The organism is Pseudomonas sp. NFR16 (assembly GCF_900108875.1).
Lineage (GTDB): Bacteria > Pseudomonadota > Gammaproteobacteria > Pseudomonadales > Pseudomonadaceae > Aquipseudomonas.
This window is the reverse complement of record NZ_FNYJ01000001.1, coordinates 1,501,831-1,526,933: the sequence shown is the minus strand read 5'-3', so window position 1 is coordinate 1,526,933 and position 25,103 is coordinate 1,501,831. Positions and strand designations below refer to the sequence as shown.

The window sequence follows — 25,103 nt, the reverse complement described above, 5'->3', positions numbered from 1 at the left end:
TTTCGGTATTCAGTCGGGTGGAGCCGTGCCGTGCTGACGCTGCGGGATGTCATCGAGCCGATTCTGTCCGCCATGCCGAGCTGGCGCTGGAGCCGCGACGGCTGCGCCTGTTAAGATTCGCGGCTTGTTCGATCTATTCGGAATTTTCCATGACCACCGTTCGTACCCGCATCGCGCCATCGCCCACCGGCGACCCCCACGTTGGCACGGCTTACATCGCTCTGTTCAACTACTGCTTTGCCAAGCAGCACGGCGGCGAATTCATCCTGCGCATTGAAGACACCGATCAGCTGCGCTCGACTCGCGAGTCCGAACAACAGATTTTCGACGCACTGCGCTGGCTCGGCATCGAGTGGAGCGAAGGCCCTGATGTGGGCGGCCCGCATGGTCCGTATCGCCAGAGCGAACGCGGCGACATCTACAAGAAGTACGTTCAGGAACTGGTCGACGCCGGCCACGCCTTCCCGTGCTTCTGCACCGCCGAAGAACTGGACCAGATGCGCGCCGAACAGATGGCCCGCGGTGAAACGCCGCGTTACGACGGCCGCGCACTGCTGCTTTCCAAGGAAGAAGTCGCGCGCCGTCTGGCCGCGGGCGAGCCGCATGTGATCCGCATGAAGGTGCCGAGCGAAGGTGTGTGCATCGTGCCGGACATCTTGCGCGGCGAGGTCGAAATCCCGTGGGATCGCATGGACATGCAAGTCCTGATGAAGACTGACGGCCTGCCGACGTACTTCCTGGCCAACGTGGTCGACGATCACCTGATGGGCATCACCCACGTGCTGCGCGGCGAGGAGTGGCTGCCTTCGGCGCCGAAGCTGATCCTGCTGTACGAATATTTCGGCTGGGAAAAACCTGCGCTGTGCTACATGCCGCTGCTGCGCAACCCGGACAAAAGCAAGCTCTCCAAGCGCAAGAACCCGACCTCGGTCACGTTCTACGAACGCATGGGCTTCATGCCTGAGGCGATGCTTAACTACTTGGGCCGCATGGGCTGGTCGATGCCGGACGAGCGCGAGAAGTTCTCTTTGCAGGAAATGGTCGACAACTTCGACCTGAACCGCGTGTCTCTGGGCGGCCCGATCTTCGACATCGAGAAGCTGTCCTGGCTCAATGGTCAGTGGCTGCGCGAACTGCCGGTGGAGGCGTTCGCGGCCCGCGTGCAGAAATGGGCGTTCAACAGCGATTACATGATGAAGATCGCGCCCCACGTCCAGGGCCGTGTCGAAACCTTCAGCCAGATCGCACCGCTGGGCGGGTTCTTCTTCGCCGGCGGCGTGAACCCGGACCCGAAACTGTTCGAGCACAAGAAGCTGTCGCCGGAGCAGGTGCGTCAGGTCATGCAACTGATCCTGTGGAAGCTCGAGTCGCTGCGTCAGTGGGAAAAGGACCGAATCACCGGCTGCATCCAGGCCGTCGTCGAGCATCTGGAGCTCAAGCTGCGTGACGCGATGCCGTTGATGTTCGCGGCCATCACCGGTCAGGCAAATTCGGTATCGGTGACCGACGCCATGGAAATCCTCGGGCCGGACCTGACCCGTTTCCGTCTGCGCCAGGCCTTGGACCTGCTGGGCGGCGTGTCAAAGAAAGAAAACAAAGAGTGGGAAAAGCTGCTGGGCGCCATCGGCTGAGCCATTGTCGGCCCTGAGCGCGATGCGCAGGGCCGACAAGTCCCCTGAATTCGAAGGGGCGGACCGGGGGAGGGCGGTAAGTGATTGTTATCCCGGAAAATTCTTTTGAAATTTGTTGAAAAAGAGTTTGACAGGTATCGGGACCGCACTTAATATGCGCCCCGTCCACACGGCAACACAGAAACACAGCGGCAACGCAGCGTTATCTGAGGGTGTAATGTGGGGCTATAGCTCAGCTGGGAGAGCGCCTGCATGGCATGCAGGAGGTCAGCGGTTCGATCCCGCTTAGCTCCACCAATTTAGAGGCTTCAAGGTCGGCTACACTGCCTTGAAGTTTGTACCGCAAATCGGAACCAGCACCGATCAGGTACACAAGGGTTACGTCCCCTTCGTCTAGTGGCCTAGGACACCGCCCTTTCACGGCGGTAACAGGGGTTCGAGTCCCCTAGGGGACGCCAGTTTTACCGAGTGATGCCGCAAGGTTGATCTCCGCCGAGAGGCGTAAATCCGGGGCTATAGCTCAGCTGGGAGAGCGCCTGCATGGCATGCAGGAGGTCAGCGGTTCGATCCCGCTTAGCTCCACCAAATTTGCCAGGATTCGTCGAGTTGTCTCTAACGAATCTGACTGAAGGTTTTGCGTCCCCTTCGTCTAGTGGCCTAGGACACCGCCCTTTCACGGCGGTAACAGGGGTTCGAGTCCCCTAGGGGACGCCACGATTTCTCGCTCTGCGAGACCAAGGGTCATTCGATTATTGAATGGCCCTTTTGTTTTTTTTGGTTTCAATTCTCGAGCCCTTATCTGGTCGTCCGACCGTCCCGCAGGCTGAGTCATGCTACAGCCCTTCGCATCCCCCCTTACATTCATTCTCTTTGCTTGCCATCGCGCATGATGCAGATAATATTACTGCCATCATCCGGGAGGCGGACATGAACGATAAAAAGGCACAAACCCGCGAGCGCATCCTGACTGCCGCCAGCATGGCGTTGATCGCACGCGGTCCGGTGGAACCCAGCGTCAATGAAATCATGGGCGCGGCCGGATTGACCGTGGGTGGCTTCTACGCCCACTTCGACAGCAAGGAAGCGATGATGCTGGAGGCTTTCAATCATTTGCTCGCCGAACGCCGGGAGATGGTCGCCAGTATCGACGATCAGTTACCGGGAGCAGAGCGCCGCGCCTTGCTCGCGGCGTTTTATCTGTCGCGCAAACACCGAGACGCCGAAGACCACGCGTGTCCGTTGCCTACGGCAATCGGTGAGATGGCGCGTTTATCGGACGATTTTCGCGGGGCGCTGGCCGAGCACGTCGAGTTGATGATCGCGCAGCTGGCATCCAGCCCCGAGGAAACCGACAAGACCCTGGCCGACATTGCCCTGATGCTGGGCGGCCTGGCCCTGGCTCGCGCTTTGGGCCCCAGCGAGCTGTCCGACCGCGTCCTGCGGGCTGCGAAATCGGCCATGCTTTAAAGCGGAACGGACATCGCGCTTCATCGCCTGACGCTTTTCGTTACACTGTGCTAGCACCCTCAGTCTGCGGGGTGATACCCGGCGTTTCCCGCTAAAAGCCGGTCCTACAGTTTGAACGCGAATGAAACCACGAGGGCAGGAACGAGCATGGTCTGGGATCTGGCAACGCCATTCGTCATCGACTTGAACGTCAGTGAGGACGACATCGATGGCCTGGGGCACGCCAACAATGCGGTGTACGTCACCTGGCTTGAACGGTGCGCCTGGCGTCATTCGCAGCATCTGGGCCTGGATCTGACCGAATACCGGCGTCTGGACAGGGCCATGGCGGTGGTGCGGCATGAGATCGATTACCTCGCCAGCGCCTATCAGGATGACGAGTTACAGCTGGCGACCTGGATCGTCGACTGGGACCAGCGCCTGAAGATGACCCGACGTTTCCAGCTCAAACGCCCGGGCGATGGCGTGACCCTGTTGCGTGCGCAGACCACGTTCGTCTGCATCGAGCTGTCGACCGGTAAGCCCAAGCGGATGCCGACAGAGTTCATCGACGGTTACGCGCCGGCGCTACAGATGGCGACCTCCTGATACCCGGTAGGGCTTACCCGTTCCCATTGCGGCGGCCACTGCGTAAACTGCCGGACTTTTTTTCGAGTGTGATCCATGCAAATTGCTCTGGCGCCCATGGAAGGCCTGGTCGACGATATTCTGCGCGATGTGTTGACTCAGGTCGGCGGCATCGACTGGTGCGTGACCGAATTCATCCGGGTGACCGAGCGTCTGCTGCCGGCGCATTACTTCCACAAGTTCGCTTCCGAACTGCTGACCGACGCCAAGACCCGCGCCGGCGTGCCGTTGCGTGTGCAATTGCTGGGCTCCGATCCAGTGTGCCTGGCGGAAAACGCCGCCTTCGCCGCTGAGCTGGGCGCGCCGGTAATCGACCTCAACTTCGGCTGCCCGGCCAAGACCGTCAACAAGTCGCGGGGCGGGGCTGTGCTATTGAAGGAGCCCGAGCTGCTGCATTCGATCCTTAGCCACGTGCGCCGCGCCGTGCCTGCACACATTCCCGTCACCGCGAAGATGCGCCTGGGCTACGACAGCACCGAACCGGCGCTGGATTGCGCCCGGGCGCTGGAAGCCGGTGGCGCAGAGCACATCGTGGTGCACGCCCGAACCAAGGTCGACGGCTACAAGCCGCCCGCGCACTGGGAGTGGATCGGCAAGATTCAGGACGTGGTCGGCATTCCGATCATCGCCAACGGCGAAATCTGGACGGTCGACGACTGGCGCCGTTGCCGGGAGATCTGCGGCGCGCGCGACATCATGATCGGCCGTGGCCTGGTGGCGCGGCCGGACCTGGGCCGGCAGATTGCCGCTGCGCAGGCCGGGCGCGACGTGGTGGCGATGACCTGGCAAGAACTGCAGCCGTTGCTGCGCGAATTCTGGTTGCAGGCGATGGCCAAGATGACCCGCATTCAGGCGCCCGGGCGACTCAAGCAATGGGTGGTGCTGCTGACCAAAAGCTACCCCGAAGCCGTTGTGTTGTTCGACGCGTTGCGGCGGGAAACCAATTGCGAGCGCATCAGCCGGATGCTCGGCATCGTCGAGCAGGAAGTGGCCTGAAAAATTTTTCATAGCGACTCTTGAAACAGAAGTGACTGTCCTTATCTAGGGATTACGCGATGCCGAAGTCGGGTCGCGGAGACAACCACTTGCTGATTTATCAGGAGATTCACATGACTACTGCATTTTCCCTGGCTCCACTGTTCCGCTCTTCCGTCGGCTTCGACCGTTTCAACGATCTGTTCGAATCGGCGGCCCGTAACGAGTCGGCCAGCAGCTACCCTCCCTACAACGTCGAGAAACACGCAGATGACCAATACCGCATCGTCATCGCGGCTGCGGGTTTCCAGGAAGAAGACCTGGAATTGCAGGTCGAGAAGGGTGTGCTGACCGTGACCGGCAACAAGCGTGAAAAGGCCGCTGAAGGTGTGACCTTCCTGCACCAGGGCATTGCCCAGCGTGCGTTTAAGCTGTCGTTCCGCCTGGCCGATCACATCGAAGTGAAAGACGCCGCGCTGGCAAACGGCTTGCTGAACATCGATCTGCTGCGTCTGGTGCCGGAAGAAGCCAAGCCTAAGCGCATTCAGATCAACGGTCAGAAAGCGCTGACTCATTGATTCATCCAGCCAGCCAAGAGGCGCCCTTCGGGGCGCCTTTTTTGTTGGAGGAGCCTTCAAAGAGTGAAGAAGGCATGTCAATCGGTGAACGGCACCCGCTCAGCCGGTTTGCGCCTGTGCATCCAGCAACGCCATGAACGCCCGGGCGGCGTTCGACAGCGTGCGTTCCGTGTGGACAATGTAGCCTAGCTGGCGGCGCAGCTGTATGCCCGGCAGAGGAATGCGCGTGACCTGTTCGTCGAGCATGGTTCTGGGCAACACGCTCCAGGCCAGCCCGATCGAGACCATCATCTTGATCGTCTCCATATAGTTGGTGCTCATCGCGATGTTCGGCTTGAGCCCCTGTGCTTCGCACAGGTCGCTGACGATGTGATGGGTGAAGGTGTTGCCGCCCGGAAACACCGCCGGGTAGCTGGCGATGTCCGCCAGGGTCACCGACGCAGTGCTGGCAAGGGGATGCTCGGGCGCGGAGACAAAGTCCAGCGGGTCATCCCAGACCATCACTGCCTTGATCAGCGAGTGCGGCTCGGGCGCGAGGGTGATGACGGCCAGTTCCGCGCGACCGTGGAGGATTTCTTCGTAGGCCACTTCCGAGTCAAGAAACTGGATGTCCAGCGCCACATCCGGATAGGTCCGCGTAAACGCCCTCAATAAAGAAGGCAGCCGGTGCAGGCCGATGTGGTGGCTGGTGGCCAGAGTCAGCCGGCCGGTGACCTCTCCAGTGAGGTTGGTCAGCGCGCGACGCGTGTCGTCCAGCACATTGCGGATCTGATAAGCCCGTGGCAGCAGGGCGCGACCGGCCTCGGTCAGGCTGACCTCGCGACCCAGCCGGTCGAACAGGCGCACGTCAAGTTGTTGCTCAAGGCCCGCGATACGTTTGCTGACAGCAGGCTGTGTCAGGTGCAAGCGCTCGCCCGCGGCAGAGAAGCTGCCGGTCTCGGCGATCGCGATATAGGCATTGAGGTTCGCCAAGTCCATCTCGAATTCCTGTTGGTTATCCAAAGCATGAAAAATATGAATTTGAGTTATTTAAGCATATTCCATAGCATCTTCCCCACAAGCCAAAGGGTTTTAGGGCATCACCGTGATGTCGCAGCCCAGGGCATAGAAACAAGCTGATGAGGAAACCGTCTGATGGCCGGCAAAACGCTTTACGACAAGCTCTGGGATTCGCATTTGGTCAAGCAGCGCGACGATGGCTCGGCGCTGCTTTATATCGATCGTCACATCATTCACGAAGTGACCTCGCCCCAGGCGTTCGAGGGCTTGCGTCTGGCGGGCCGCAAACCATGGCGTATCGACGCCAACGTCGCCACCGTTGACCACAACGTGCCGACCACGCCTGACCGCAAGGACGGCGTGGATGCCATCGTCGATCAGGTGTCACGCCTGCAGGTCAAGACGCTGGACGACAACTGCGACGAGTACGGCATCACCGAATTCAAGATGAACGACGTGCGCCAGGGGATCGTTCACGTGATCGGCCCGGAGCAGGGCGCAACCTTGCCGGGCATGACCGTCGTCTGCGGCGACTCGCACACCTCGACTCACGGCGCCTTCGGTGCGCTGGCCCACGGCATCGGCACCTCTGAAGTCGAGCACGTGCTCGCGACGCAGTGTCTGGTCGCCAAGAAAATGAAAAACATGCTGGTGAAAGTCGAGGGCAAGCTGCCGTTCGGCGTCACGGCCAAAGACATCGTGCTGGCGATCATCGGCAAGATCGGCACCGCTGGCGGTAACGGTCACGCCATCGAGTTCGCTGGCAGCGCAATCCGCGACCTGTCCGTCGAAGGCCGCATGACCATCTGCAACATGTCCATCGAAGCGGGCGCCCGCGTGGGTCTGGTGGCGACCGACGAGAAGACCGTTGCCTACGTCAAGGGTCGTCCATTCGCACCGAAAGGCGAGCAGTGGGACTTGGCGGTTGAAGCCTGGAAGGATCTGGTGTCCGACGCCGACGCCGTGTTCGACACCGTCGTCGAGCTCGACGCCGCTCAGATCAAACCGCAGGTGAGCTGGGGCACGTCGCCGGAAATGGTTCTGGCCGTCGATCAGAATGTTCCCGATCCTGCGCAGGAAACGGATCTGGTCAAGCGTGGCTCCATCGAGCGCGCACTGAAGTACATGGGGCTGCAGGCCAATCAGGCGATCACCGACATTCAGCTCGATCGCGTCTTCATCGGCTCCTGCACCAACTCGCGGATTGAAGACCTGCGCGCGGCTGCAGAGATCGCCAAAGGCCGCAAAGTGGCGTCGACGATCAAGCAGGCAATGGTGGTGCCGGGCTCGGGGCTGGTCAAGGAACAGGCCGAGAAGGAAGGTCTGGACAAGATCTTCATCGAAGCCGGTTTCGAATGGCGTGAGCCAGGCTGCTCGATGTGTCTGGCGATGAACCCGGACCGGCTGGAAAGCGGCGAGCATTGCGCCTCGACGTCCAACCGCAACTTCGAAGGCCGTCAGGGTGCCGGTGGTCGTACTCATCTGGTCAGCCCGGCAATGGCGGCGGCAGCGGCAGTCAACGGCCGTTTTGTCGACGTTCGCACCATGAGCCAGCAATAAGGAGCCTCCCATGAAGCCTTTTACCCAACACACCGGCCTGGTCGCTCCACTGGATCGCGCCAATGTCGACACCGACCAGATCATTCCCAAGCAGTTTCTCAAGTCGATTCGCCGTACCGGTTTCGGCCCTAACCTCTTCGACGAGTGGCGCTACCTGGACGTCGGCCAGCCTTATCAGGACAACTCCAAGCGTCCGCTGAACCCTGACTTCGTGCTCAACGCCGAGCGTTATCAGGGTGCCAGCGTCTTGCTGGCCCGCGAGAACTTCGGCTGTGGCTCGAGCCGCGAGCACGCCCCGTGGGCGCTGGAGGAGTACGGTTTTCGCAGTATCATCGCGCCGAGCTACGCCGACATCTTCTTCAACAACAGCTTCAAGAACGGCCTGTTGCCGATCATTTTGAGCGAAAGCGATGTGGACGATCTGTTCAAGGTGGTCGAAGCCAATCCAGGTTATCAGTTGAACGTCGACCTGCAGGCGCAGACCGTGACCCGTGAAGATGGCAAGGTGTACCGCTTCGAGATCGACGCGTTCCGCAAGCATTGCCTGCTCAACGGCCTGGACGACATCGGCCTGACGCTGGTCGATGGCGAGGCGATTTCGGCGTTCGAGAACAAGCATCGTGCAAGCCAGCCGTGGTTGTTCCGATAGAAGCAGGTAAACGTTTTCAGCGACAAGCGGCAAGTTGGAACGCGGCGCGGCTTCTGCTTACAGCTTGCCGCTTGAAACTTGCAGCTTCCGAGTCGGCCTCGCACTAGAGGCCGACCGCAATTTCGAAACGAGGGTTTTATGAGCAAGCAGATTCTGATTCTCCCAGGTGATGGCATTGGTCCGGAAATCATGACCGAAGCGGTCAAGGTGCTGGAGCTGGCCAATGAGAAGTATCAGCTGGGTTTTGAATTGAGCCACGACGTCATCGGCGGTGCGGCCATCGACAAGCACGGTGTGCCGCTGGCCGATGAAACGCTGGATCGCGCCCGTGCGGCCGACGCCGTGCTACTGGGCGCGGTGGGCGGACCGAAGTGGGACGCCATCGAGCGCGATATCCGTCCGGAACGTGGCCTGCTGAAAATCCGCTCTCAGCTGGGTCTGTTCGCCAACCTGCGTCCTGCCATCCTGTATCCGCAACTGGCCGATGCGTCGAGCCTCAAGCCTGAGATCGTTGCGGGCCTGGACATCCTCATCGTTCGCGAGCTGACCGGCGGTATCTATTTCGGTGTACCGCGCGGCACCCGCGAGTTGGAAAACGGCGAGCGTCAGTCTTACGATACCTTGCCCTACAGCGAGAGCGAAATCCGTCGGATTGCGCGCGTCGGTTTCGACATGGCGCGGGTGCGCGGCAAGAAACTCTGCTCGGTGGACAAGGCCAACGTACTGGCGTCCAGCCAGCTGTGGCGCGAAGTGGTCGAGCAGGTCGCCAAGGATTATCCGGACGTCGAGCTGAGCCACATGTACGTGGACAACGCCGCGATGCAACTGGTCCGCGCACCCAAGCAGTTTGACGTGATGGTCACCGACAACATGTTCGGCGACATTCTGTCCGACGAAGCGTCGATGCTCACCGGATCCATCGGCATGCTGCCGTCGGCATCGCTGGATTCGAACAACAAGGGCATGTACGAGCCTTGCCACGGTTCGGCGCCCGACATCGCCGGCAAAGGCGTGGCCAACCCGCTGGCGACCATTCTGTCGGTGTCGATGATGCTGCGTTACAGCTTCAATCAGCACACGGCGGCCGATGCCATCGAGAAGGCCGTGAGCCTGGTTCTCGATCAGGGTCTGCGCACCGGTGATATCTGGTCTGAAGGCACTGTGAGGGTCGGTACACAGGAAATGGGCGACGCCGTAGTCGCCGCGCTGCGCAATCTGTAATATCTCGGGCCCGTGACTGCAATGTCGAGCCTGACGGCTCCGTGCAGAAAGGGCCCCACTTTTAATTAAGGTGTAGTTGCGATGAAACGTGTAGGTCTGGTCGGTTGGCGCGGTATGGTTGGTTCCGTGCTCATGCAGCGTATGCTGGAAGAGCAGGATTTCGATCTCATTGAGCCGGTTTTTTTCACCACCTCCAACGTCGGTGGACAAGGTCCATCGGTGGGCAAGGATGTTGCGCCGTTGAAAGATGCCTACAGCATCGACGAGCTCAAGACCCTGGACGTGGTACTGACCTGTCAGGGCGGCGACTACACCCACGAGGTTTTCCCCAAACTGCGTGAGGCGGGCTGGCAAGGTTACTGGATCGACGCCGCTTCGGCCCTGCGCATGCAGGACGATGCCGTGATCATCCTCGATCCGGTCAACCGCAAGGTCATCGACCAGCAGCTGGACGCCGGCACCAGGAACTACATCGGCGGCAACTGCACCGTCAGCCTGATGCTGATGGGCCTGGGCGGGCTGTTCGAAGCCGGTCTGGTCGAATGGATGAACGTCATGACGTATCAGGCGGCGTCTGGCGCCGGCGCGCAGAACATGCGTGAGCTGATCAAGCAGATGGGCACCATCAACGCCTCGGTCGCCGATGACCTGGCCAATCCCGCCAGCGCCATTCTGGACATCGACCGCAAGGTCGCCGAAGCCATGCGCAGCGACAGCTTCCCGACCGAGAACTTCGGCGTGCCGCTGGCCGGCAGCCTGATCCCGTGGATCGACAAAGAGCTGCCGAACGGTCAGAGCCGCGAAGAGTGGAAAGGTCAGGCCGAGACCAACAAGATCCTCGGTCGTTTCAAGAGCCCGATCCCGGTCGACGGCATCTGCGTGCGCATCGGCGCCATGCGCTGCCACAGCCAGGCGCTGACCATCAAGCTGAACAAAGACGTGCCGATCGCCGACATCGAAGGCATGATCAGCCAGCACAACCCGTGGGTGAAACTGGTGCCGAACAACCGTGAGGCGAGCATTCAGGAACTGAGCCCGACGTCAGTGACCGGCACCTTGAACATTCCGGTCGGCCGCCTGCGCAAGCTGAACATGGGTTCGCAGTACCTGGGCGCGTTCACTGTTGGCGATCAGCTGCTGTGGGGCGCCGCCGAGCCGTTGCGCCGCATGCTGCGGATCCTGCTGGAGCGTTGATCCGGCCTGCGTGCCAGACGTAAAAAAACCGCCTTTCGGGGCGGTTTTTTTTTGGCGTCTGCAAAAGTCGTGAGCGCGCTGCCTGCGTGGCCGCGTGTCAGGCCTGCTGCTGTGGCGGATCATCCTTGCGGCGGTGGAAACGCGTGCCGTGCTTCCAGTTCTCGCCCAGCCGGATGCCGGGCGCCTCGATGTAACGATGGGTCAGCATCGAGACAACGACCACCGCGACCACCACCAGCAGCATCAACAGGTTGTCGTTCAAGGCGCTGCCGGTGCTCAGGTAACGCAGCGTGGTCCCTGGCGCGTCTCCGGGTCTGTCGACCAGCAGTGCAAAACCGCCGGACCTCCCGGCGACGGTCAGGGCGGTGGCCAGTACGAAAATCACGGCGGCGTGGGTCAGGTAGATCGACAGCCAGAGCCTGCCCAGTGCCGGAAACATTCGCAGCTTAAGCAGCCGAGAAACGATCCCGGCCTCATGGGCAAAGATCAGGATCGCGACGCAGAACAGCAGCCCCAGCTCGATGGTCAACGGCGGCTCGGCGTCAGTCATCACCCAGCCGATGCTTGCGAGAATCGCCATTTCCAGCACGCTGGCGACGATCGGACCTGGGGTCGAGCGCAGCCGCGCATAAATCCGGTACGTCATCGCCCCGGCGAAGAAGCACGCAGTGCCCAAGAGCACGTTGCGCGGAATCGCCCCGAAGTCCTCGAACAATGCCACGAACGCCAGCAGGCCGAGCAGCGCGAACACTTTGCGTGCAGTCCCGGGAAGCGCGTAGGCGATGACGCCGAACACGATCCACAGATAAAACTGAACGCTGATCAGCCAGGACGGGTAGTTGAACGACAAGGCGTTGAATCCCGGCCACCAGGCGTGTATCAGCAGCAGGTTCGGCAGGATCTCGCCGGGCGCACGGTCGCCGCTGAACGCTGAAGCGTTAAGCGACAGACCGCGGCGCTCGAGCAGCAGCTTCAGGCACTCGAATCCAATGAAGAAGAGCAGCACCGCCACGTGCAATGGCAGCACGCGGCAGACGCGCGAGATCACGAACTCATGCAGCAGTCGTGGGGTTCTAAGGGAACCCACGTAGTGGCGATAGATCAGAAAGCCGCTCAGCGCAAAGAAAAAGCCTGCGAACTGGCTGGCGTTCCGGAAAAACACAAGCTCGCTGATGCTCCGCTCGATATGTGAGTGGTGGACGATCAGCGTCAGTGCGCAGAGCCCGAGAAAACTGTCGAGCACGAGGAATCGCTTCATCGTACGGGTCCTTATGTAGATGAGTATCAGGAATGTCGGGCAGTGGGCGGCACAGGCACGTCAGGCGTGGCGCGCCACGATAGTGATACGGGGCAGGGTGGTGACCGCTTTCGCTCTGATGGCGAATGCGCGGCAGGTCTTTCGAGTGAGGCTGAACGCCAATGCATTTGCATGGCACGGACCAGTGTACGGGGCGCTGGCGCCGGTCATGGACGATTCGCAGGATCGCTACCGCCAGCAAATGATGCTGTAACTGAAAACCGGGGCGCTCCGAGTATGACTCAGCCTGGGGCGTGGAGGCCAGCGATGAACGCCCGCGAATGAGCGCGCTTGTCTGATGGCGCTTCCCACAATATGGGATTGTAATTTATATATTGAGATATTTTCCCACTCAGGTTTATAGTTCGTCTCGCATTCACTCATTAATAACAATCAGGTGAAGCCATGCAGGCGCAATTGATCGCGCTCGACTGGGGGACGACTTCCCTTCGTGCGTATCGACTCGGCGAACACGGCCGGGTCCTGGAACACCGTTCGCTCACGGCGGGCATCATGCAACTGCCTTCGACCCCTCGCAGCATTGCCGGGCAACAGGTCAGTGACGGTTTCGAACTGGCCTTCGATGAGGCCTGCGGCGACTGGCTGGACGCCGACCCCTCGCTCCCGGTGATCGCCTGCGGCATGGTCGGCAGCGCCCAGGGCTGGCGCGAAGCGGCTTATCAGCAAACCCCGGCCAGCGTCGCGGCGCTCAGTTCGGCGCTGGTGACGGTCCGCAGCGTACGCGGCACCAACGTGCACATCATTCCGGGCGTATTGCAACGCTCCGAGCTGCCCAACGTCATGCGCGGCGAAGAAACTCAAGTGCTTGGCGTGCTCGACGCACTGCCGCCCGGCGAAGCCGCCAGCCCCCTGCTGATCGGCCTGCCTGGCAGCCACTCCAAGTGGGTGAGGGCGCAGGACGGCCGCATCGTGCATTTCGACACCTTCATGACCGGCGAGGTCTACGCCGCGCTGTCCAGTCACACCATTCTCGGGCGCACCCTGCAGCGGGGCGACGGCTTTGACGCTGCCGCCTTCGATCGCGGCGTCGGCGTCGCCTTGTCTTCCGTCGGCGCGGCCGGTCCGCTGTCGACCATCTTCAGCTGCCGGACCCTCGGACTCACCGGGGCACTGTCTGGCGCGGCGCAATCCGATTACTTGTCCGGCCTGTTGATTGGTCACGAGATCGCGGCCCTCGCGCAACTTTTGCGTGATGACGCGGCTCCATTGCCAGCGGTCATCCTGATCGGCAGCGATGCGTTGTTGGCTCGTTATCAGCGTGCGCTCGATGCTGGCGGTTTTGCGCAAATCACGCTGGCCGAGCAGGCCACCGAGCGCGGTCTCTGGCGGGTCGCGGTGCAGGCCGGTTTGATCCCATCCCTTTCGGCGGCCGCTGCCCGGCCCCTTCACGTAGAGAACTGACATGCTCAAGCAAGCCCTCGTGCAAAACGGCCTGGTTGCGATTCTGCGCGGCCTGCGCCCCGAAGAAGCACCTGCCATCGGCGATGTCCTGTACACGGCCGGTTTTCGGGTTATTGAAGTGCCGCTCAATTCCCCGCAGCCGTACGACAGCATCCGCCTTCTGCGTCAGAGCCTGCCCGCCGATTGCCTGATCGGCGCCGGGACCGTGCTGACCCCCGAGCAAGTCCAGCACGTCAAGGAAGCCGGCGGGCAGGTCATCGTCATGCCCCACAGCGATCCGAAAGTGCTGCGCGCCGCCAAGGAGCACGGTCTGTTTCTGTCGCCGGGCGTGGCCACGCCGACCGAAGCGTTCGCAGCGCTGGCGGAAGGCGCTGACGTTCTGAAAATGTTCCCGGCCGAGCAAATGGGCCCTGCGGTGGTGAAGGCCTGGCTGGCCGTCCTGCCGGCGGGGACCGCGCTGATTCCGGTGGGCGGGATCACGCCTGACAACATGAAAGTGTTCCTCGACGCCGGCGTGTCGGGCTTCGGGCTGGGCTCTGGCCTCTTCAAGCCAGGCCTGAGCGCAGAGCAGGTCGCCGAGCGTGCCAAGGCCTACGTCGCGGCCTGGAACCAGCACAAGCCTGCGAACAACCTTTGAATCGAGCGCTTGTCGCGCCGCCGAACAAGCGTCATTGAATAAGAGAGACCCTTATGAAAATCACCAAACTCACGACCTTCATCGTTCCGCCGCGCTGGTGCTTCCTGAAAGTCGAAACCGATCAGGGTGTGACCGGCTGGGGCGAACCCGTGGTCGAAGGACGTGCGCACACGGTGGCCGCCGCCGTCGAAGAGCTGTCCGACTATCTGATCGGCAAGGATCCGCGCAATATCGAAGACATCTGGACCGTGCTGTATCGCGGCGGCTTCTACCGCGGCGGCGCCGTTCACATGAGTGCGCTGGCCGGTATCGATCAGGCCCTGTGGGACATCAAGGGCAAGGCGCTGGGTGTTTCGGTCAGCGATTTGCTGGGTGGTCAGGTGCGCGACAAGATTCGCGTGTATTCGTGGATCGGCGGCGATCGTCCTGCCGACACCGCCCGTGCGGCCAAAGAGGCCGTTTCCCGGGGCTTCACCGCGGTCAAGATGAACGGCACCGAAGAGCTGCAGTTCCTCGACACTTTTGAGAAAGTCGACCTGGCGCTGGCCAACGTGGCCGCCGTGCGTGACGCCGTCGGCCCGAACGTCGGCATCGGCGTGGATTTCCATGGCCGTGTGCACAAGCCGATGGCCAAGGTGCTGATGAAGGAGCTCGATCCCTACAAGCTGATGTTCATTGAGGAGCCGGTGCTCAGCGAGAACTACGAAGCGCTCAAGGAACTGGCGCCGTTGACCAGCACGCCGATTGCACTGGGTGAGCGTCTGTTCTCGCGCTGGGATTTCAAGCGCGTGCTGAGCGAGGGCTACGTCGACATCATCCAGCCGGACGCGTCCCATGCCGGCGGCATCACCGAAACCCGCAAGATTGCCAACATGGCCGAGGCCTATGACGTCGCATTGGCCCTGCACTGTCCTTTGGGCCCGATCGCGCTGGCGGCCTGCCTGCAACTGGATGCCGCCTGCTACAACGCGTTCATTCAGGAACAGAGCCTGGGTATCCATTACAACGAGAGCAACGATTTGCTCGACTACATCAAGAACCCGGAAGTCTTCGACTACGACAAGGGCATGGTCAAAATCCCCAACGGACCGGGCCTCGGCATCGAGATCAACGAGGAGTACGTCAAAGAGCGCGCGGCCATCGGCCACCGCTGGCGCAACCCGATCTGGCGCCATGCCGACGGCAGTTTTGCCGAGTGGTGATTGACTGAGATCGACCCTGATACCGGGTTGGCCTCATTCGTGAGCAGGCTTACGCCCACAGACTTTGCGTCGTGCTCAAAAGGGGGCACACCCGGAACGCTGTGGAGGAGAGCTTGCTCACGAGGCCTTGTTGATCGTTTCCGCGCAGCGCGTGCAAAGCATCAACTGCGCAGTAACGATGGGTCATACACGCAAAACAATTCCAGACCTCAGACAACCATAAAAAGAGGCACTTCCCATGCGCACACAGACGTTGCCAGAAGCGGGGACGCTTGCCGTCACGCCGACCCGTAAACGCTTTTTCATCATGGTCCTGCTGTTCATTACGGTGGTGATCAACTATCTGGACCGCAGCAACCTGTCCATCGCCGCGCCCGCACTGACCAGCGAGCTGGGCATCGATCCGGTACACGTCGGCCTGGTGTTTTCGGCCTTCGGCTGGACCTACGCCGCCATGCAGCTGCCGGGTGGCTGGCTGGTCGATCGCGTTCCGCCGCGTATTCTCTACACCGTAGCGCTGGCCCTGTGGTCGGTGGCGACGATATTCCTGGGCTTTGTCGGCAGCTTCATCGGCCTGTTCGTGCTGCGCCTGGCGGTCGGTGCACTGGAGGCTCCGGCGTACCCGATCAACAGCCGGGTGGTCACTGCCTGGTTCCCGGAAAAGGAGCGCGCAACCGCCGTCGGCTTCTACACTTCCGGGCAGTTCGTCGGCCTGGCATTTCTGACTCCGGTGCTTGCCTGGCTGCAGACTCGATACGGCTGGCACATGGTCTTCGTGGCCACCGGCGGCGTCGGCGTCCTCTGGGCTGCAATCTGGTACATGGTCTACCGCGAACCGCGCGACTTCAAAGGCGTCAATCAGGGCGAGATCGACCTGATCAAAGAGGGCGGCGGTCTGGTGGATATCCAGAACGACGCCGGTAACGTCAAGCGCGGCTTCAGCTGGATGGACCTGGGCATCGTCCTGAGCAAGCGCAAGCTGTGGGGTATTTACCTGGGCCAGTTCTGCCTGAACTCGACACTGTGGTTCTTCCTTACCTGGTTCCCGACCTATCTGGTTAAATACCGTGGCATGGACTTCATCAAGTCCGGCCTGCTGGCGTCACTGCCGTTTCTGGCGGCGTTCGTCGGCGTGTTGTGCTCCGGGTTCTTCTCCGACTGGCTGATCCGTCGCGGTCACACCGTCGGCTTCGCGCGCAAGCTGCCGATCATCGCCGGACTGCTGATCTCCACCTCGATCATCGGCGCCAACTACGTCGACTCCACGCCGCTGGTCATTGCCTTCCTGGCGCTGGCATTCTTCGGCAACGGACTGGCCTCGATCACCTGGTCGCTGGTGTCGACACTGGCGCCGGCGCGCCTGCTGGGCCTGACCGGCGGGACGTTCAACCTGATCGGCAACCTTGCGGCCATTGCCACGCCGATCGTCATCGGCTTCCTGGCGTCGGGCGAATCCTTTGCGCCAGCCATCACCTACATCGCCGTGCTCGCGCTGCTGGGCGCGTTGTCCTACATCCTGCTGGTGGGCAAGGTCGAGCGCATCGAGCTTTAAGGCTGGCAGGCTACGAAGCTGGCGACGATAATGCCGCCAGCTTTCTGATTCGATAAGGCGCGATATGCACGATTCTTCCGACACCGCTGGCGTGACTGGCAAAGACCCTGCGCCGACCGGCACGCAAACCTTGCTGCGCGGACTTGGGGTGGTTCAGGCCGTCGCCGGCGGCGCCCGTGATCTCAAGGAAATTGCCCGTCAGATCGGCACCACGCGCAGCACCACGCATCGGCTGGCCAGTTGCCTGGTGGAGGAGCGTTACCTGCGCGTGCTGCCGCAAGTGGGGTATCTGCTGGGGCCGAAACTGATCGAACTGGGGTTTCAGGCGCGCGAAGAAGTGCCGTTGGCGATGCTCGCCAGGCCGTTCCTCGACGAGCTGTCGGCGTTGACCGGCGACACCGTTCACCTGGCAGTGCGCGATGGCGACGAGGTGCTGTATCTGCACAAGAATCCCGGTCGCAACGGTCCGGAAATGCGCTCGCGGGTGGGCCATCGCATGCCGCTGGCGCGCACCGGCATCGGTAAGGCGTTGTTGCTGGACAGTCCTGAAAGCGAATGGCGGCGTCTGTACGACATCAGTGTGCCGGAGGTGACCCGAAACCCGCTGTGGCCTGCGCATCAGGAGCAGACCTGGGAGCAGGTGCGCGCGCGGATGCACGAATACGTGAAGGGCGGTTACGCGTTCGATCTGGAAGACAACGAACCGTCGATCCGCTGCGTGGCGGCGCCGATCCGCGATGCGAGCAAACACATCGTCGCCGGTATCAGCATTGCCAGCACGGTGCCGTACATGCCGCTGGAAAAGATGGCCGAACTGGTGCCGGTGATCAAAGAAACAGCGGCACGGTTGTCGGCGGAGTTGGGGGGCTGATCCCTCTGTCTGATCAAACGCCCTTCTTGTAGGAGTGAGCTTGCTCGCGATCGCGGTATACCTGTCTCCTGATGAGGTGAGTAAACGACGGCGATCGCGAGCAAGCTCACTCCTACAGTTATCGCGTTCTGACCGTCCCCATGGAACGATCAGAAGGCAAGCGATCAGGCTTTCAGCGTGGCCATGTCGATGACGAAACGGTACTTCACGTCGCCCGCGATCATGCGGCTGTAAGCCTCGTTGATGTGCTTGATGTCGAGCATCTCGATGTCGCAGCTGATGTCATGCTCGGCGCAGAAATCCAGTACTTCCTGAGTTTCGGCAATGCCGCCGATCAGCGAACCCGCCAGCACTCGACGCTTCATTACCAGATTGGCAGCATGCAGCGCCGGGTCCACCGGTTCGATCAGACCGACCAAGATGTGCACGCCGTCGAAGCGCAGGGTTTCCAGGTACGGATTGAGGTCGTGCTGCACCGGGATGGTATCGAGCAGGAAGTCAAAACGACCGGCAGCGGCCTTCATCTGCTCGGCGTCGGTGGATACGATCACGTGATCGGCGCCCTGACGGCGGGCTTCTTCCGCCTTGCTGGCCGAGCGGGTGAACAGCGTGACTTCTGCGCCCATGGCCTTGGCGAACTTGATGCCCATGTGGCCCAGACCGCCCATGCCCAGCACGCCCACCTTGTCGCCTGCCTTGACGCCGTAATGCTTGAGTGGGGAATAGGTGGTAATGCCCGCGCAGAGGATTGGCGCTGCGGCGGCCGGATTCAGCTTCTCGGGAATGCGCACCACGAAGTGCTCGCTGACCACGATGCTGTTGGAATAGCCGCCCATGGTGTTGCTGCCGTCGATGCGGTCGGGTGTGGCGTAGGTCAGGGTCGGGCCTTCCAGGCAGTATTGCTCCAGATCGGCGGCGCAGGCTTCGCAATGACGGCAGGAGTCGACCATGCAGCCAACGCCCACCAGATCGCCGACCTTGTGCTTGCTCACATTGGCGCCGACTTCGGTGACCTTGCCGACGATTTCATGGCCTGGCATCAGTGGGTAAACGGCGATGCCCCACTCGTTGCGTGCCTGATGGATGTCCGAATGGCACACGCCGCAGTAGAGGATTTCGATGGCCACATCGTCAGGCCGCGGGCTGCGGCGGTTGAAGGTCATGGGGGCGAGGGGAGTGGTTGCGGACTGAGCGGCGTAACCGATGGCTGTGTACATGTAATACCTCGCAAAAACGATGACGGTTGAGGCGGGCTATTGTCCGCAGCGGGGTCGACGGCAGCCATGAACGATTCTCCGTCTGTCATGCACATTCCTCCGAAGTTGCCTTTGCGGTAGAGGCTTGATGCGGCATATCTGCGATGATGCCAGTGTCTAATCCTCTGTCCGGTCACCTATGTCACTGACTCTTCATTCAGCGGCCAACGCCACGTTGGTCGCCCTGATCAAGCCCCTCGCGGTGCAACCCGGCTTCGTCGATACACGCGTTCGTGGCGTGCAGGCAATGTCGTGGGACCGCTATGTCGCCAGCAGTCCGCAGATCTATGAGCCGAGCCTGATCATCCTCGCCCAGGGCAGCAAACTCGCGCGCCTGGGGCCACGCACGTTCGAGTACGGCGCAGGCCATTACCTGGTTCAGGCGCTGTCGGTGCCGTTCATGTGCGAAACCTTCGCCACCCGGGATGAACCCATGTATGGCGTCGCCGTGTCCATCGACCGCACGGTGCTGAGCGAGCTGGTGCAGTTGATGCACCTGGCGCCCGACCCGTCGGTGAAGGCGCAGACGCCCGAGTCCATGACGTCTGCCGAGCTGGACGCATCCATGCGTGAAAGTGTCGAGCGTTTGTTGCGCTGTCTGCACGATCCGCTCGACGCTCAAGTGATGGGCGCGGCGCGGGTGAGGGAAGTGCTGTATGCCGCGCTGCGAGGCGCCCAGGCCGGCGTATTGCGGGCGCTGGTCGAGCAACAGGGCCACTTCGCGCGGATCGGCGCGGCGCTGCAGTTTCTTCGCGATCATTACAACGAGCCATTGAGCGTCGATGATCTTGCCCGCTGCGCCAACATGAGCGCATCGACCTTTCATGAGCACTTCAAGCGCAGCACCCTGTTGTCGCCGGTGCAATACCTGAAGCGCTTGAGGCTGCTCAAGGCCCAGCAGATGCTGATCGGCGAAGGCATGGGCGTGGCGCAGGTCGCGCACAAGGTGGGCTATCAGAGCACGTCGCAATTCAGCCGCGAGTACAAACGGTATTTCGAGCGCAATCCGGGAGAAGAGGGCGACCGGCTGCGGTTTTCGGCGTAAAGCGTCAGGCCTGATAAACGGAAAAAGGCGCCCATCAGGGCGCCTTTCTCTTGTCGCTTGCAGCTCGACACTTGCCGCTGCGTCTTTTACATATTCGGGTAGGTCGGCCCACCCGCACCTTCCGGCGCCACCCACGTGATGTTCTGCGAAGGGTCCTTGATGTCGCAGGTCTTGCAGTGCACGCAGTTCTGCGCGTTGATCTGGAAGCGCTTGGCGCCGTCTTCCTGAGTCACCACCTCGTAAACACCTGCCGGGCAGTAACGCTGGGCCGGCTCATCGTACTTGGGCAGGTTGACGTTGATCGGAATGCCTGGATCCTTGAGCTTCAAGTGGCAAGGCTGCTCTTCTTCGTGGTTGGTACCCGAGATGAACACCGAGCTCAACTTGTCGAAGCTCAGTTTGCCGTCCGGTTTCGGATAATCGATCTTCTTCGAGTCGGCCGCCAGCTTCATGCACGCGTAGTCAGGCTTGTTGTCGTGCAACGTGAACGGGATCTTGCCGCCAAACAGGTTCTGATCGATGAAGTTGAACGCGCCGCCCAGTACCGGACCGAACTTGTGGATGGCCGCGCCGAAGTTGCGGCTGGCGAACAGTTCTTCATGCAGCCAGCTGGCTTTGAACGCGTCGACGTAGGTGTTCAGCGCATCGCCGCCCTCGTTGCCCGCGAACAGCGCGTCGGCCACCGACTCGGCGGCCAGCATGCCGGATTTCATCGCGGTATGGCTGCCTTTGATTTTGGCGAAGTTCAGCGTGCCCAGGTCGCAGCCGATCAGCGCGCCGCCCGGGAATACCATTTTCGGCAGCGAGTTCAGACCGCCTTTGCAGATCGCGCGGGCGCCGTAGCTGACGCGCTTGCCGCCTTCCAGATACTGCTTGAGGATCGGGTGATGCTTGAGGCGCTGGAACTCGTCGAACGGCGACAGGTACGGGTTGGCGTACGACAGGTCGACGATCAGGCCGACCACCACCTGATTGTTTTCCAGGTGATAGAGGAAAGAGCCGCCGGTGTTTTCGGTGCCCATGACATCCAGCGGCCAGCCAGCGGTGTGCACCACCAGGCCTTGCTGATGTCTGGCCGGGTCGATTTCCCATATTTCCTTCAGGCCGATGCCGTAATGCTGAGCGTCGGCTTCGCTGTCCAGATTGAAGCGCTTGATCACCTGTTTGCCGATGTGCCCGCGGCAGCCTTCGGCGAACAGCGTGTACTTGCCGCGCAGCTCCATGCCCGGGGTGTACAGGCCTTCTTTGGGATTGCCTTCACGGTCCACGCCCAGATCACCGGTGATGATCCCGCGCACGACGCCGTTTTCGTCGATCAGCGCTTCCTGGGCGGCGAAGCCCGGGTAGATCTCCACGCCAAGGTTTTCCGCCTGCTGGGCCAGCCAGCGGCACAGATTGCCCAGGGAGATGATGTAGTTGCCTTCGTTGTGCATGGTCTTGGGCACGAACGCGCCCGGCACTTTGGTGCCGGCTTCGGCGCTGGTCAGGACATAAATGTCGTCGCCTTTGACCGGTGTGTTCAGCGGGGCGCCCAGTTCTTTCCAGTCCGGGAACAGCTCGTTGAGGGCGCGAGGTTCGAACACCGCACCCGACAGGATGTGGGCGCCAACTTCAGAGCCTTTTTCCACCACGCACACACTGATTTCCTGGCCGGCTTGGGCGGCTTTCTGTTTCAGGCGGCATGCGGCGGAAAGCCCGGCGGGGCCGGCTCCGACGATGACGACGTCGAATTCCATGTATTCGCGTTCCACAGGCTATCTCCTACTCAGGGCTCAACGGCATATTTTTATAGATTGCTAAAACCGACACGCGCATGGGGTGCGCCTGCGCGATATCTCAAAGGGTCTGCATTATATCTACACCACCTCACAGGTCCAATACAAACGTTTGTTTGAATCGGCCGAAACCCTGATAAAACATAGGGACGCGGCTTGTGACTGGCGTTTTTGTCGTATTGACCGGAATAGGCGTTCCGGTCAAGATACGGGCGGTTTTGCGCTCGCCGTAGGCTGACCGTCAGGCAGGAGAACGCCTCTAAAAGCGACGCAATGCTGTGCTGCAGATCCGCTGGGCCCAAGGGGCGGCGGGGCGCGGTGCAGTTTACACGGCCAGCCGGCCTCTGGCTTGAGTTGGCGTGGCTGAGCGGCTGTTTTTGCTGAAATCAGCATTCAGCAACGACGAATACGTTGTTTTCAGAGGTGTTCTTTACACTGACGTGTACCCATCGCCGGGCTGAGCCTGGCGACTTTCTTTTCACCGGAGAGTAACGAGGAATCCATGAAGGTTCTTGTAGCTGTCAAACGAGTGGTCGACTACAACGTCAAGGTTCGCGTCAAAGCGGACAACTCCGGCGTCGATCTCGCTAACGTCAAAATGTCGATGAACCCCTTCTGCGAAATCGCTGTGGAAGAAGCCGTACGCCTGAAAGAGAAAGGCGTCGCGACCGAGATCGTCGTCGTTTCCATTGGCCCGACCACCGCTCAGGAGCAACTGCGCACTGCTTTGGCACTGGGTGCCGATCGCGCCATCCTCGTTGAATCCGCTGACGAGCTGACCTCCCTGGCCGTGGCCAAGCTGCTCAAGGCTGTTGTCGATAAAGAACAGCCTCAACTGGTCATCCTTGGCAAGCAGGCCATCGACAGCGACAACAACCAGACCGGTCAGATGCTGGCTGCGCTGAGCGGCTACGCCCAAGGCACCTTCGCCTCCAAGGTTGAAGTCTCCGGCGACAGCGTCAACGTCACCCGTGAAATCGATGCCGGCGCGCAGACTGTTTCGTTGAAGCTGCCAGCGATTGTCACCACCGACCTGCGCCTGAACGAGCCACGCTACGCGTCGCTGCCGAACATCATGAAGGCCAAGAAGAAGCCGCTCGAAACCCTGACGCCTGACGCGCTGGGCGTTTCCACGTCTTCGACCAACAAGACCCTGAAAGTCGAAGCCCCGGCTGCCCGCAGTGCAGGCATCAAGGTCAAGTCGGTTGCAGAACTGGTCGAAAAACTGAAGAACGAGGCGAAGGTAATCTAAATGACTATCCTGGTTATCGCTGAGCACGAGAACGGCGCGATCGCTCCCGCCACCCTGAACACCGTGGCGGCCGCCGCCAAGATCGGTGGTGACATCCACGTCCTGGTCGCGGGTCAGAACGTCGCCGCTGTAGGTGAAGCGGCTGCGAAGATCGCTGGCGTCGCGAAGGTGCTGGTTGCCGACAACGCCGCCTACGCGCACCAACTGCCGGAAAACGTGGCACCCCTGGTTGGCGAGCTGGCTGCGGGTTACAGCCACGTATTGGCCGCTGCCACTTCCAACGGCAAGAACATCCTGCCGCGCGTGGCTGCGCAACTGGACGTCGATCAGATCTCCGAGATCATCTCGGTTGAGTCGGCTGACACCTTCAAGCGCCCGATCTACGCCGGTAACGCCATTGCGACCGTTCAGTCGTCGGCGGCGGTCAAGGTCATCACCGTACGCGCCACCGGTTTCGACGCCGTTGCCGCTGAAGGCGGTTCGGCGACCGTTGAAACCGTTGCTGCGGCCCACGACGCAGGCAAGTCGTCCTTCGTCAATGAAGAACTGGCCAAGTCCGACCGTCCTGAACTGACCGCTGCCAAAATCGTCGTTTCCGGCGGCCGCGGCATGCAGAACGGCGACAACTTCAAGCATCTGTATGCGCTGGCCGACAAGCTGGGCGCAGCCGTCGGCGCTTCTCGCGCTGCTGTCGACGCAGGCTTCGTGCCCAACGACATGCAGGTCGGTCAGACCGGCAAGATCGTCGCGCCGCAGCTGTACATCGCTGTCGGTATTTCCGGCGCGATCCAGCACCTGGCCGGCATGAAGGACTCCAAAGTGATCGTCGCGATCAACAAGGACGAAGAAGCGCCGATCTTCCAGGTGGCCGATTACGGCCTGGTTGCCGACCTCTTCGAAGCCGTCCCGGAGTTGGAGAAGCTGGTCTAATCCAGCCGTCTGACTTATAAAGAGAACCCGTTCGTTCGGGCTGCTGGAAAACGTCGATCGTCGGTTGCACTGCGCCGAATGATGTTTTCCCCGGTCGGAACAGAGCGGGTTTTTTTATGGGGCGAAAAAAGGATGTAGCCATGTTGTCGCCAAGGCGTACGCTGGCATCACTGGCAGGCGCAATACTGCTCGTGCCTTCGCTGACGATGGCGGCGGGCAAGTGCGATCGTCTGATCGTGACGGGCAGCCCTGATGCACCGCCTTACCTGTGGCGTGACCCGCAAGATCCGAAGCACTTGATGGGGGCCAACGCCGATCTGCTCAAAGAGGCTGCGACGCAGATAGGCATCAAGGTCGAGCTTCTGTTTGCGGGCAAACGCAGTCAGGCACTGGAGGAAGTGCGCACCGGACGCATGGATCTGCTGGCCGACACTCCGCTGAACGACGCCGAACTCGAGTCGCTGGACTTCGTTCATCCGCCGGTTTCCCAGAACGAAATCATGGTCTGGACCCGCGCAGGCCACGCTCAACCCTTCAACGCACTGGCGGACCTGCAGGGCCATGCGGGCGCCATCTCCGAGAAAACCCGCGTGACCCCTGCGTTCGAGCGCGCGATCAAAGAGCACCTCACGCTGGAGAAGAAGACCAACCTGACGCAGACCTTCCAGGCCCTTGTTCAGGGACAGGTCGAATACGTGCTGGCCGGACGCTACGCGGGCATGGCGATGACGCAGACCCTGGCGGCGGACCTTGAGGCAAAGCCGCTGCCGCTCGACCGGCCGGGTTTGTATCTGGCGTTGTCATTCAATTCGGCGTGCAATGAGCCCTGGCTGCGCGGACAGCTGGCGAAAAAAATGACAGAATTGTCTGCTTCGGGCCGCTCCAGTGAAGCCGTTACGCGCAATCTGGAATTGTGGAAAGCCCAGTTGCTGCAGCCGACCAGCGCCACCCACCAGTAGGAAT

22 protein-coding genes and 4 tRNA genes are annotated in these 25,103 nt (G+C 61.2%); 22 read left to right on the top strand and 4 right to left on the bottom strand.

Going from position 1 to position 25,103, the window contains the following annotated elements:
* Positions 1-149: 149 nt before the first annotated feature.
* The 9 genes from gltX (at position 150) to BMZ10_RS06900 (ending at position 5,278) form a co-directional block, all read left to right on the top strand.
* On the top strand, positions 150-1,631 hold the full coding sequence (gltX, locus tag BMZ10_RS06940; RefSeq protein WP_093459252.1) for a glutamate--tRNA ligase: 1,482 nt from the start codon (positions 150-152) through the stop codon (positions 1,629-1,631).
* Positions 1,632-1,852: 221 nt separating this feature from the next.
* A tRNA-Ala gene (locus tag BMZ10_RS06935) sits at positions 1,853-1,928 on the top strand.
* 85 nt (positions 1,929-2,013) lie between these two features.
* Positions 2,014-2,089: transfer RNA gene (locus BMZ10_RS06930), tRNA-Glu, on the top strand.
* Positions 2,090-2,140: 51 nt separating this feature from the next.
* Positions 2,141-2,216 (top strand) — tRNA-Ala (locus BMZ10_RS06925).
* Positions 2,217-2,269: 53 nt separating this feature from the next.
* Positions 2,270-2,345, top strand: a tRNA-Glu gene (locus BMZ10_RS06920).
* Between the two features lie 213 nt (positions 2,346-2,558).
* On the top strand, positions 2,559-3,098 hold the full coding sequence (locus tag BMZ10_RS06915; RefSeq protein ID WP_093459251.1) for a TetR/AcrR family transcriptional regulator: 540 nt from the start codon (positions 2,559-2,561) through the stop codon (positions 3,096-3,098).
* Between the two features lie 147 nt (positions 3,099-3,245).
* Positions 3,246-3,686 carry an acyl-CoA thioesterase gene (locus BMZ10_RS06910; RefSeq protein WP_093459250.1) on the top strand — a complete coding sequence of 147 codons (441 nt, stop codon included), beginning with the start codon at positions 3,246-3,248 and terminating at the stop codon, positions 3,684-3,686.
* Between the two features lie 75 nt (positions 3,687-3,761).
* Positions 3,762-4,721: a tRNA dihydrouridine synthase gene (locus BMZ10_RS06905; protein ID WP_093459249.1), complete on the top strand. Its 960-nt coding sequence runs from the start codon at positions 3,762-3,764 to the stop codon at positions 4,719-4,721.
* A gap of 113 nt (positions 4,722-4,834) precedes the next feature.
* On the top strand, positions 4,835-5,278 hold the full coding sequence (locus BMZ10_RS06900; RefSeq protein WP_093460111.1) for an Hsp20 family protein: 444 nt from the start codon (positions 4,835-4,837) through the stop codon (positions 5,276-5,278).
* 99 nt (positions 5,279-5,377) lie between these two features.
* Here BMZ10_RS06900 and BMZ10_RS06895 read toward each other — a convergent pair whose 3' ends face one another.
* Complete coding sequence (locus BMZ10_RS06895; RefSeq protein WP_093459248.1) at positions 5,378-6,256, bottom strand: LysR family transcriptional regulator; 879 nt, start codon at positions 6,254-6,256, stop codon at positions 5,378-5,380.
* A gap of 156 nt (positions 6,257-6,412) precedes the next feature.
* Here BMZ10_RS06895 and leuC point away from each other — a divergent pair, with 156 nt between their 5' ends.
* The 4 genes from leuC (at position 6,413) to asd (ending at position 10,901) form a co-directional block, all read left to right on the top strand.
* Positions 6,413-7,837 carry a 3-isopropylmalate dehydratase large subunit gene (leuC, locus tag BMZ10_RS06890; RefSeq protein WP_093459247.1) on the top strand — a complete coding sequence of 475 codons (1,425 nt, stop codon included), beginning with the start codon at positions 6,413-6,415 and terminating at the stop codon, positions 7,835-7,837.
* Between the two features lie 10 nt (positions 7,838-7,847).
* Positions 7,848-8,486, top strand: coding sequence for a 3-isopropylmalate dehydratase small subunit (gene leuD / locus BMZ10_RS06885; protein ID WP_093459246.1), 639 nt, complete (start codon positions 7,848-7,850; stop codon positions 8,484-8,486).
* Between the two features lie 138 nt (positions 8,487-8,624).
* Positions 8,625-9,707: a 3-isopropylmalate dehydrogenase gene (gene leuB, locus BMZ10_RS06880; RefSeq protein ID WP_093459245.1), complete on the top strand. Its 1,083-nt coding sequence runs from the start codon at positions 8,625-8,627 to the stop codon at positions 9,705-9,707.
* A gap of 81 nt (positions 9,708-9,788) precedes the next feature.
* Positions 9,789-10,901, top strand: a complete 1,113-nt coding sequence (asd, locus tag BMZ10_RS06875) for an aspartate-semialdehyde dehydrogenase (protein ID WP_093459244.1) — start codon at positions 9,789-9,791, stop codon at positions 10,899-10,901.
* 97 nt (positions 10,902-10,998) lie between these two features.
* On the opposite strand, the gene BMZ10_RS06870 is transcribed toward asd, so the two are convergent.
* Positions 10,999-12,159, bottom strand: coding sequence for an acyltransferase family protein (locus BMZ10_RS06870; RefSeq protein WP_093459243.1), 1,161 nt, complete (start codon positions 12,157-12,159; stop codon positions 10,999-11,001).
* A 444-nt stretch (positions 12,160-12,603) separates the two neighbouring features.
* Here BMZ10_RS06870 and BMZ10_RS06860 point away from each other — a divergent pair, with 444 nt between their 5' ends.
* From BMZ10_RS06860 to BMZ10_RS06840, 5 genes are all read left to right on the top strand, one after another.
* Positions 12,604-13,620, top strand: coding sequence for a 2-dehydro-3-deoxygalactonokinase (locus tag BMZ10_RS06860; RefSeq protein ID WP_093459241.1), 1,017 nt, complete (start codon positions 12,604-12,606; stop codon positions 13,618-13,620).
* Between the two features lies 1 nt (position 13,621).
* The gene (locus BMZ10_RS06855; RefSeq protein WP_093459240.1) at positions 13,622-14,257 is read left to right on the top strand and encodes a 2-dehydro-3-deoxy-6-phosphogalactonate aldolase; all 636 of its coding nucleotides are present in this window, start codon (positions 13,622-13,624) and stop codon (positions 14,255-14,257) included.
* Between the two features lie 53 nt (positions 14,258-14,310).
* Positions 14,311-15,459 (top strand): galactonate dehydratase, encoded by a 1,149-nt coding sequence (gene dgoD, locus BMZ10_RS06850; protein ID WP_093459239.1) that lies wholly within the window; start codon positions 14,311-14,313, stop codon positions 15,457-15,459.
* A gap of 238 nt (positions 15,460-15,697) precedes the next feature.
* Entirely contained in the window at positions 15,698-17,011 is a 1,314-nt protein-coding gene (locus BMZ10_RS06845; RefSeq protein WP_093459238.1) for an MFS transporter, read from the top strand.
* A 64-nt stretch (positions 17,012-17,075) separates the two neighbouring features.
* Complete coding sequence (locus tag BMZ10_RS06840; protein WP_093459237.1) at positions 17,076-17,882, top strand: IclR family transcriptional regulator; 807 nt, start codon at positions 17,076-17,078, stop codon at positions 17,880-17,882.
* 164 nt (positions 17,883-18,046) lie between these two features.
* Here BMZ10_RS06840 and BMZ10_RS06835 read toward each other — a convergent pair whose 3' ends face one another.
* Positions 18,047-19,099 (bottom strand): NAD(P)-dependent alcohol dehydrogenase, encoded by a 1,053-nt coding sequence (locus BMZ10_RS06835; protein ID WP_093459236.1) that lies wholly within the window; start codon positions 19,097-19,099, stop codon positions 18,047-18,049.
* A 178-nt stretch (positions 19,100-19,277) separates the two neighbouring features.
* Here BMZ10_RS06835 and BMZ10_RS06830 point away from each other — a divergent pair, with 178 nt between their 5' ends.
* Entirely contained in the window at positions 19,278-20,183 is a 906-nt protein-coding gene (locus BMZ10_RS06830; protein ID WP_093459235.1) for an AraC family transcriptional regulator, read from the top strand.
* Between the two features lie 86 nt (positions 20,184-20,269).
* Here the strand turns inward: BMZ10_RS06830 and BMZ10_RS06825 are convergent, their stop codons facing one another.
* Complete coding sequence (locus BMZ10_RS06825; protein ID WP_093459234.1) at positions 20,270-21,934, bottom strand: electron transfer flavoprotein-ubiquinone oxidoreductase; 1,665 nt, start codon at positions 21,932-21,934, stop codon at positions 20,270-20,272.
* A 526-nt stretch (positions 21,935-22,460) separates the two neighbouring features.
* Between BMZ10_RS06825 and BMZ10_RS06820 the strand changes: the two genes are divergently transcribed.
* The 3 genes from BMZ10_RS06820 (at position 22,461) to BMZ10_RS06810 (ending at position 25,099) form a co-directional block, all read left to right on the top strand.
* Positions 22,461-23,210, top strand: coding sequence for an electron transfer flavoprotein subunit beta/FixA family protein (locus BMZ10_RS06820; protein ID WP_093459233.1), 750 nt, complete (start codon positions 22,461-22,463; stop codon positions 23,208-23,210).
* On the top strand, positions 23,211-24,140 hold the full coding sequence (locus BMZ10_RS06815; RefSeq protein ID WP_093459232.1) for an electron transfer flavoprotein subunit alpha/FixB family protein: 930 nt from the start codon (positions 23,211-23,213) through the stop codon (positions 24,138-24,140). It abuts the gene before it with no gap.
* 143 nt (positions 24,141-24,283) lie between these two features.
* Positions 24,284-25,099, top strand: coding sequence for a substrate-binding periplasmic protein (locus tag BMZ10_RS06810; RefSeq protein ID WP_093460105.1), 816 nt, complete (start codon positions 24,284-24,286; stop codon positions 25,097-25,099).
* Positions 25,100-25,103: the final 4 nt, after the last annotated feature.